Annotated in this window: 8 protein-coding genes; 2 read left to right on the forward strand and 6 right to left on the reverse strand. The window is 71.1% G+C overall.

Annotated elements, in window-relative coordinates; all coding sequences use genetic code 11:
- Positions 1–70: 70 nt before the first annotated feature.
- The 6 genes from B9W62_RS04225 to B9W62_RS04250 all read right to left on the reverse strand — a co-directional run bounded on the left by B9W62_RS04225 (position 71) and on the right by B9W62_RS04250 (position 6,228).
- Entirely contained in the window at positions 71–1,048 is a 978-nt protein-coding gene (locus tag B9W62_RS04225; RefSeq protein ID WP_087805324.1) for an SDR family NAD(P)-dependent oxidoreductase, read from the reverse strand.
- 969 nt (positions 1,049–2,017) lie between these two features.
- Positions 2,018–2,296 (reverse strand): hypothetical protein, encoded by a 279-nt coding sequence (locus tag B9W62_RS04230; RefSeq protein WP_087805326.1) that lies wholly within the window; start codon positions 2,294–2,296, stop codon positions 2,018–2,020.
- Between the two features lie 601 nt (positions 2,297–2,897).
- A complete protein-coding gene (locus tag B9W62_RS04235) occupies positions 2,898–3,293 on the reverse strand; it encodes a 5-carboxymethyl-2-hydroxymuconate Delta-isomerase (RefSeq protein WP_087805327.1) in 396 nt (131 codons plus the stop codon).
- 149 nt (positions 3,294–3,442) lie between these two features.
- Positions 3,443–4,030: a hypothetical protein gene (locus B9W62_RS04240; RefSeq protein WP_087805329.1), complete on the reverse strand. Its 588-nt coding sequence runs from the start codon at positions 4,028–4,030 to the stop codon at positions 3,443–3,445.
- A gap of 203 nt (positions 4,031–4,233) precedes the next feature.
- A complete protein-coding gene (locus B9W62_RS04245) occupies positions 4,234–4,944 on the reverse strand; it encodes a TetR/AcrR family transcriptional regulator (protein ID WP_087805331.1) in 711 nt (236 codons plus the stop codon).
- A gap of 63 nt (positions 4,945–5,007) precedes the next feature.
- Positions 5,008–6,228 carry an FAD-dependent monooxygenase gene (locus B9W62_RS04250; RefSeq protein ID WP_087805333.1) on the reverse strand — a complete coding sequence of 407 codons (1,221 nt, stop codon included), beginning with the start codon at positions 6,226–6,228 and terminating at the stop codon, positions 5,008–5,010.
- A 194-nt stretch (positions 6,229–6,422) separates the two neighbouring features.
- On the opposite strand from B9W62_RS04250, the gene B9W62_RS04255 reads away from it, so the two are divergent.
- Complete coding sequence (locus B9W62_RS04255; protein ID WP_087805335.1) at positions 6,423–7,169, forward strand: SDR family oxidoreductase; 747 nt, start codon at positions 6,423–6,425, stop codon at positions 7,167–7,169.
- Between the two features lie 290 nt (positions 7,170–7,459).
- A partial coding sequence (locus tag B9W62_RS04260; RefSeq protein WP_256976175.1) for an HAD family hydrolase occupies positions 7,460–7,985 on the forward strand: 526 nt, incomplete at its 3' end.

Genomic DNA, 7,985 nt, shown 5'->3' on the forward strand with positions numbered 1-7,985 from the left:
TCTGTGACAGCCGGGCAGCCCCGCATCACGGTCGAAGGCCGACACCCGCGGAGCCAGTGCGATCGGCCCGTCACACCGTCCCGGCGCCGTGCGGGACGGAGGCGGCCAGCTCCCACAGACGGTCGGCGGTGCCGCGGTCGACCGCGTGGGCCGCGACGCCGCCCACCGGCTCCTCCTCTTCCTCGCCGGTGACGACCGCCGCCTCCTGGTTGTCCTCGAAGTAGCGTCCGGTGACCCCTTCGACCAGGGGCGAGGCGGCCAGCAGCACGGAGGTGGCGGCCCCTTGCTCGGGCGTCTTGTAGTACGGCGTCTTGATGATGTCACCGTTCTCGTCGATCGCGCCCAAGGCCCGCATCGTCTCGTCGTCCACGTGACGCTGCAGGTTGGTGCTGATCCAGCCGGGGTTGAGCGCGTTGGCGGTGATGCCGTCGGCCGCCCAGCGCCGTGCGCCCACGGCGAGCAGGACGTCCGCCGTCTTGGACTGGCCGTAGGCCGTCCAGCGGTCGTAGGGGCGGTGCTCGAACTGCGGGTCCTCGAAGTCGAAGGGCGCGGTGCGATGGGCGCCGGAGCTGACGACGACCAGCCGGGCCGCGCCGGACTCCTTGAGGTACGGGTGCAGTCCGTCGGCCAGTACGAAGTGGCCGAGGAAGTTGGTGGCGAGCTGGAGCTCCCAGCCGACGGCCGTCACCTCGCGGGCGGGGACGGCCATCACGCCGGCGTTGGCCACCAAGATGTCCAGGGGGCCGGTCCAGGAGCGGACGAAGGCGTCCACCGAGGCGAGGTCGGACAGGTCGAGGGCGGCGGCCCGCACCCGGCCGGCGCCGTGTCCGCCGTCCCGTTCCAGTGCCTGGGCGGCGCGCGGGTCACGGGTGGCCACGACTACGTCGGCGCCCGCGCCGGCGAGCGCCCGGACGGTCTCCAGGCCGATGCCCGAGGCGCCGCCGGTGACGATCGCGCGACGGCCGGTCAGGGCGACGCCGTCGATGACCTCGTGAGTGGTGGCGTGGGAGTGGAAGGGGGTGGTGACGGGAGTGTTCCGGTCGTTCACGGGTTTCGCTCTCCTGGCTGGGGTGGTCTGCCGACTTCTGTCGTGCACTGCCAGCGTAGGTGGATGGAACCGGAGGAGTAATAATCATTAGTCCAAGAAATTTGCTTCAGCGTCCAGAATCCCTCCGGCCGGAGCCGACCTCCAGCCCACTTGCCGGACCGAGCAGGGGCGCCATGTCAGTGAGGATCTGTACGTAGTGGGCCGCATGGACGAGGTGGCGCTCGGCGATCTCCCGCGAGGACCCCTGAGGTCCGGCGCGAACTCGCTGGGGCCCCTGCGGGGTGCGCGGATCCTCGCGTTCCGCTGACGGGCGTACGCCGTGTACACGGGAACGCCGGGCGGGATGGCAGGAGTCGGTGGGTACGACCCCAGTCTCTGGGAGACACGGGCCCGCCCGTTGTCGGGGCGGTGGGCCGGAACGCACGGACGTCGGGAAGTTGAGCTCGCTCTGCCTGGCCCGGCAGGCGGACCGGAAGCTGCCGCCGTCCTACCAGATGCGCCTGCTCAGCCCGGTGAATGGGGCTGAGCCCGGCCGGAGTACGTATCGGTCCCCTCGTTCCGCGGAATGCGCCGACCGGCCCGCCGCGCAAGCAGCTGGCCAGGCGGTCCAGCCACTGGTAACCGCAGCGTTCCCGCTCCGCGACGTCCGGGGTACAGAGTCGACCGCGCCTGCGTGAATTGTGTCGGCTCCCTCGCCGCTGACACCGAAGTTGCGCCCACCGCCGGAGAGGACGCCGACGGTCGCCGGGTACTCCACGAGGCGCAGGGGATTTCCCGGCCCAGTGGTCCGACGGCGGCTCCAAGCTCGATGCGGCTGGTGCGCTGTCGCCCGGCAGCAACCTTGGAAGGGGTGGACACACCGAACTGGAGGTGCCGGTCCCGCGCCCGGGCTCCGCCGAAGCCGAGCCGCTCGTTCGGTGCGACGAGGTCGAGGGTGGCCCGGTGTCCGGCGGCCTTGACGAGCACTGCTCAACGGCGGCACGCGGTCGGGCCGCCGCGGCCGTGGGAACCGCCCGCAGCAGGCACCGCCCGTTTCCGGGCCCGCTCACCAGGGTCCGCTTCCCCGGCGCAACAGACGGTAGCGCGCTCGGCGGAGCGGAGCGCGTCGGCCACCACGCTGGTGTGGGCAGACACCGCGGCCAGTTCCTCGCGCAGGGTCCGGATGCGTTCCTCGAGTATCGCGGCCTCCGCCGTCAGCGAGCTGACGACGGCGGGCAGGTCGACACGGTTCTGAAGGTTTCGCAACATGAGCCTCTTTCCTCTGGCGCGGGAGGTGCCCGGCCGCCGGCCGGTCCGCACCGCGCTGCTGGGGGTCGGGCGATCCGGGGGGCCGGCCGAACGCCGCGTCAGGGGGCGTCCGGTACCCGTCCCGGCATCCACCTTGGCAGGAGAACATCGTGGGTAAGGTAGCCAGCACGGTGGTGGTCCCTTTGCCGCCAAAGGTCCTCACCTCCCTCGCCCGGCCGTGAACACGGCTCCGCCCGTGCCTCTTCCAGGACGTCCCTCCAAGGGACCGGACAGCTTCCCGTGCTGTGACAGCCCGTCCGAGGACTGCACGGGCGGGGATCTCCTCGCGGTGACACCCGGGACCGCCGCGAGTGGTGTGCGCCGCATTGGGCGGCCAGGACGAAGGCCGCCAGAGCGGCTGTAGCGATGAAACGTATGGGTCGACGCATGGAATCCGCTCTCGCGGACGACGGAAACGACCGCCGGGACCGGGGAGAAGACGCGTCAGCACGGCTGCGCAACGGGGAACGGCGGGACGGCATCGTCCGGTGGGGCGGGCGTATGGTCCCTCCCCAATGGCATCGACAGCGTGTGTCCAACGGACACCTACTATGCGAATGTGTCAACCGAAGAAAGTAGGACGCCGGTCGGTCGTCCGGTTCCGGTGCGGGGAGCGGAGGCGGTACGAGCGGGACAGGTCGCGTACCTCCACGGAAAGGACCGCCCACGGTGCCATGGCTGCGGGGATGCAGGTGGCGGTAAGGGCGAGGACGCGGTCGGACAGCCGCGCCTTGACCTCCTCAGAGCGACCCGGCAGCAGGCCGATCTCCACGTGCACGAAGGTGGACGCCTCGTCGGAACCGTCGTGGACGCAGGCGTCGGCCGCGCGGAAGAACGTCTTGCACACGCCCGCCGATCTCGTCAGATCGATGACGAGTGGGTGGAGTTCACGCACGAAGGCGGCGCGGTCGAAGACGGCTGCCAGTCGTATCGAGTAGTCGACGGTGAGGTGCGGCATCGGGGCCTCTCGTTCTACACGGGGTACAGGACCTGGTGCTGTCACCGTGTCCGTTACTGAGCCTGGCTGCCCGACGGACACTGAGGCCGACGGGTGCGCCGGACCTCACGGTGTCCGGCACCCGTCGGCGGCCCGCCGCATCGAGCGGTTCAGGAGGGGTTGGCGCGGTAGAGGCCACGCCCGGCCCGCTGGACGCGGGACGTGCCCACCAGCCGGTCCAGCGTGCTGCGTACGGCGTTGATGCTGCCCGAGTCCGTGTCTCGTCCCAGCGCGGCCGCGACGTCGCGCGCCCGCACACTGGTGCCGGTCGCGGCGAGGTATTCGAGGATCTGCTCGGTGAGCCGGCCGTACTTGCCCTGCTCGGCGTCGTCGGCGTGGCGCTGCGGAGCCGGCCCGGCGGAGCCGCGTCCCCGTGCCGTGTGGTCGGACGGCGCCGGGGCGGCTCCGGTCGTCGGCCGGGGCGCGTCGACGGCTTCCTCGTCGGCCCCGGCTCGGTCCTCTGGTGCGGGGGCGTGCGCGGCGGGCGTGGTCTCCGTGGCGGGTGCCTTCACGGTGGGTGCCGTCCGGATCAGGTTCTGCAAGGCGCCGAGCGCCGTCTGCACGGAGCCCAAGTGGGCAACCACGGCCGCCAGCTCACGTTCCAATGCCTGCCGCTGTGCTTCCAGGCGGTGCAGTTCTTCCTGCAGAGTCTCCGCGGTGATCTCGATGTTCTGCGTCGTGCGGGCCACGGAGACCATGTGTTCCTCTCGATCGTCAACCCTCTCTGCCGCGCGTCCGCACCGTCCGCTTCGCATCCCCGAAGCGAACCGTGTACACGGTGTGCAGCAGCCCGTCCGGAGTACAGATTAGTACGGGGCGCCCGACCCGACCGGCGGGAATCCGTCCGACCGGCCGCGGGACGCACGGAGACGCATGCACACCATTTTCGTGGTGCGGGCGTTCAGGCGGGTGCGATGCGGCCGAGAACGGTGTCCCGCAGGCCGGTGAACACCTCGCGCGTCTCCCGGGCCGCCGCAGCCACCGCGGCGTCGGCCGGGGGGTCCCGGGGTTCGAGGAGACGACCCACGGTCCGGGAGATCACCCGGTCGGGGTCGTCCGCGCGGAGCGGCCCCGCGGCGGCCGGGTCGGCGAGGGTCATGAGGAAGCCGTACAGCAGGGCGTGCAGGGCGTAGCCCTGGTCCTGGGGCGATTCGTCGTCGCGGACCAGTCCGTGCCGGCGGAGCACGGGGACCACCGCCTGGCACATCGCTCCGGCCTTGGTGTGCTCGAGCACCTCGCGGTCCTCGTCGCGCTCGGCCAGGACATGTGCCAGATCGGCGTCGCCGGTCATCATCCGCCGGGTCAGCGGATGGCCGAGCGTGGTGTGCAGGAGCAGCGGGGCGAGCCGGCGCAGGTGCACGGTGGACGGATCCTCGGCGAGGCGGTCGATCACCTGGTCCAGCCAGGAGACGACCTCCCTGCCGCACACGCCGAGGACGAGGCTCTCCTTGCTGGACCAGTACAGGTACACGGTCCCCTTGCCCACCCCCGCGGACTGGGCGATCTCCGCGATGGTGACTTTGCGGAAGCCGTGCTTGAGGCCCAGGTCTCGGGTCGCCCGGAGGATGCGTACGGCCTTCGGGGCGTCCTGGACCAGTGGAACCGGTGTCATGAGCGGGGTTTCCTTCCCTGGTTCTGCCTCGCCGCCCGGCGCCGGGCGGCGAGGCGCCGGGCGTCAGGCAGCGGCGACATCGACGTTCTTCATCTTCGTCAGGTCGCTGGCGGCCATCAAATGCCCGAGGGCCGGTCCGAGGACGGGCGTCCACCGCGAGCGCAGCAGGGTGCTGCGCACGGCACGCTGGGTGCGGGTGGCGGGCATGAACAGCACGCGCTCGGGCCCGAGGTGGGCGTGCTGGTAGTCGATGTACGGCCGCATCCGGCCCTCCCAGTCACCGAGCGCCGCCGGGAGGTCGCCGGGGTGGCGTTCGAGCATGGTGCCGAGGAGCTCTCCGCCTGCCAGGGCCGCCGAGGTGCCGAGGCCCGAGAAGAGGGTCAGGCACCAGGCCGCGTCGCCGAGGAGGACGACCCGGTCATGGTGCCACTGGCGCATACGCACCTGGTGGACGGAGTCGAAGAGGTGGTCGTCGGCCTTCTCGAACCTGTCGAGCAGCTCGCCCAGCAGCGGGCCCGCCGGGCGGGGGCCGAAGGCGGCGCGAAGGGAGTCGATAGCGGGACGGCGGAACTGCGCGTCGATGTCGTCGGTGCGGTAGGTGAAGAGCACGCTGGGGCCACGGTCGGCGAAGGGCCATACCCACGCCGAGCGGCCCACCTCCGCCAAAACCAGTCCGTCGTGCGGGTCGAACCCGCCGACCTGCTCGTCCAGCAGGGCGGCTGCGATGATCTGGTCGAGCGAGCGCAGGTGGTTGGCGTCCGGCCCGAAGACAAGCCGACGGACGGTGGAACGGAGTCCGTCCGCGCCGACCACCAGGTCGAACCGCTCGGTGACCCCGGTACCGGTGCTCTGGTCGCGCAGGGTCACCTCGGCCTTGTCGGCGTACTGGACGATGCGCTCGGGCACGGTCGCGAAGCGGACCTCGACCTCGGGTGGCAGCGCCTCGAACAGTGCGGTCTCCACATCGCCGCGCAGCAACATGCGCGGCCGGTGCGGCAGGTCGGTGAAGCCCATGCCTCGGTGGCGACGTCCGGTCCGGTCGACCTCGTGGACGACGCTGCCCGGTGCCCGGCGGTCACCGATGGCGTCCAGGATGCCGAGACGCGCGGCGGACGCGGCACCCGAGCCGAACAGTCCGATGAAGTAGCCCCCCGACCTGCGCTGCAGCGCGCGTTCCACCACCACAGCCTCCCAGCCGGCCTGGTGCAGGCGGAGTGCGGCGGAGATACCCGCCACACCAAGTCCCACCACCAGTGCCCGGCCTCCGCTTCCCTGTACGGCCATGCCCCTCACCCCTTGTCTTCTCCGGTGTGCTGCCATCACCCTAGAACCGACTGACCAGATTGGCCATATGGTCAGTCAACAGAATGGATGAGAGGTGGATGACAGCGGGACGGTGTCACGAACCGCCGTCCTGTCCGGTCTGCTTGGGGCCGGAAGCGACTTCCGGCGTCGTGCGACAGGGAAGGTGGCAGAAGATGCGCATCGCAGTGGCCGGCGGGACCGGATGGATGGGGAAGCTGATCGTCGAGGCCCTCCGGGAGAACGGGCACGGACCTGTCGTCCTCGCCCGGTCCACGGGCGTGGACCTCACCACGGGCGCGGGGCTGGCGAAGGCGCTGGACGGTGTGGACACGGTGGTCGACGTCTCCAACGTCGTCACCACGAGCCGCGCCAGGTCGGTGGCGTTCTTCGAGGCGGCCACCACGCATCTGCTGCGCGCGGAAGAGGCAGCGGGGGTCGGCCACCATCTCGTGCTGTCGATCGTGGGGTGCGACCGCGTCGCCATGGGCTACTACCTCGGCAAGCTGCGTCAGGAGGAGCTGGTACGCCGGGGCCGGGTGCCGTACACCGTCCTACGGGCCACCCAGTGGCACGAGTTCGCGGCCCAGACGCTGGCCCGCGGCGGCCCCCTCGTGATCGCTCCGCGGATGCGGTGCCAACCGATCGCGGCGGCGGAGGTCGCCGCTCACCTGACGGAACTGGTCGAGGGCGACCCGCGGGGCCTCGCCCCCGAACTCGCCGGGCCCGAGGTCCACGAGATGGTGGACATGGTCAGGAGGCTCCAGCGGGCCCGGGGCGGCCGCCGTCCCGTCCTCCCAGTGAAGCTGCCGGGTTCGGTGGGCCGCGCCATGACCACCACGGGCCTGCTTCCCCAGGATCCGGGGCCGCGGGGCAGGGTGACGTTCGACGAGTGGGTTGCCGCGCGAGGGCGGGTCGCCTGAGACGGCCGGACCGGGTCCCGGCCGCGGCTGCACGGCCGCGGCCACCGCACGATCTTGAAGAGTCCACACACGTCACCGAGATCAGCGGTGGCCGGCCTGTTCCCACACCGAACGACGATCACCTATGGCTGCTGGTACGGGGGCGGGTCCAGAGCCGAAGATTGCCGGACACCGGCAATGCGCAGCGGTCCGCCGCACCTGCATGCTGATGGCTGCCGACAGAAATGGAGGCGTCAGTGAAAGCAACACCCCACAGCGTGAGGCGTGCACGCATGGGATCGGGCCTAGCGGTGGCGGTCCTCCTGCTGCCTTTCGGCGGCTACGGGCTGGCCAGGGCGGGGGTAACCCCCGAAGGCACACCAATCGTGCTCGGCCTGCTGTCCGCGGTCGCCGGCTTCCTCCTCCTACCCGCACTGTGCGAGGAGCGCGTCCCGCTCCGGCGCTCATCGTCGCACCTGACTGCGCACACCCTGACCGGCGAACGGTCCGTCGACCTCAACCGGATCATCACAGTCCGACTGCTGACGACATTCTCGTACGGCAGCGCGTACCGGACCCTGCTGGTGCACGACGCCCACGGCGTGCGCCTGGGTATCACGACCGGGAGAAGCCGCAGGAAGCTGCGCCGAGCGATCGAGAGGGCGGACGCGAACGACGCGCCAGGCACCCCCAGGCCCCGTGTGAGCCGTGCGGCCCGGGCACATCTGGGCCTTGCCCCAGGGCGAGGGCTTGTCGTCCACACGGTCCTCGCCTTTCTGCTTCCGACGGTGTCCGGGAGCCTGTACGTGGTTGTTCTACTCCGGCTCGGCGGGCAGT

It is taken from the genome of Streptomyces sp. CS113, assembly GCF_002188365.1.
Taxonomy (GTDB): Bacteria; Actinomycetota; Actinomycetes; order Streptomycetales; family Streptomycetaceae; genus Streptomyces; species Streptomyces tendae.

Coding starts and splice junctions, on each gene's coding strand:
- B9W62_RS04230 (WP_087805326.1), bottom strand. CDS start 2,296: ATGTTGCGAAACCTTCAGAACCGTGTCGACCTGCCCGCCGTCGTCAGC.
- B9W62_RS04235 (WP_087805327.1), bottom strand. CDS start 3,293: ATGCCGCACCTCACCGTCGACTACTCGATACGACTGGCAGCCGTCTTC.
- B9W62_RS04240 (WP_087805329.1), bottom strand. CDS start 4,030: ATGGTCTCCGTGGCCCGCACGACGCAGAACATCGAGATCACCGCGGAG.
- B9W62_RS04245 (WP_087805331.1), bottom strand. CDS start 4,944: ATGACACCGGTTCCACTGGTCCAGGACGCCCCGAAGGCCGTACGCATC.
- B9W62_RS04250 (WP_087805333.1), bottom strand. CDS start 6,228: ATGGCCGTACAGGGAAGCGGAGGCCGGGCACTGGTGGTGGGACTTGGT.
- B9W62_RS04255 (WP_087805335.1), top strand. CDS start 6,423: ATGCGCATCGCAGTGGCCGGCGGGACCGGATGGATGGGGAAGCTGATC.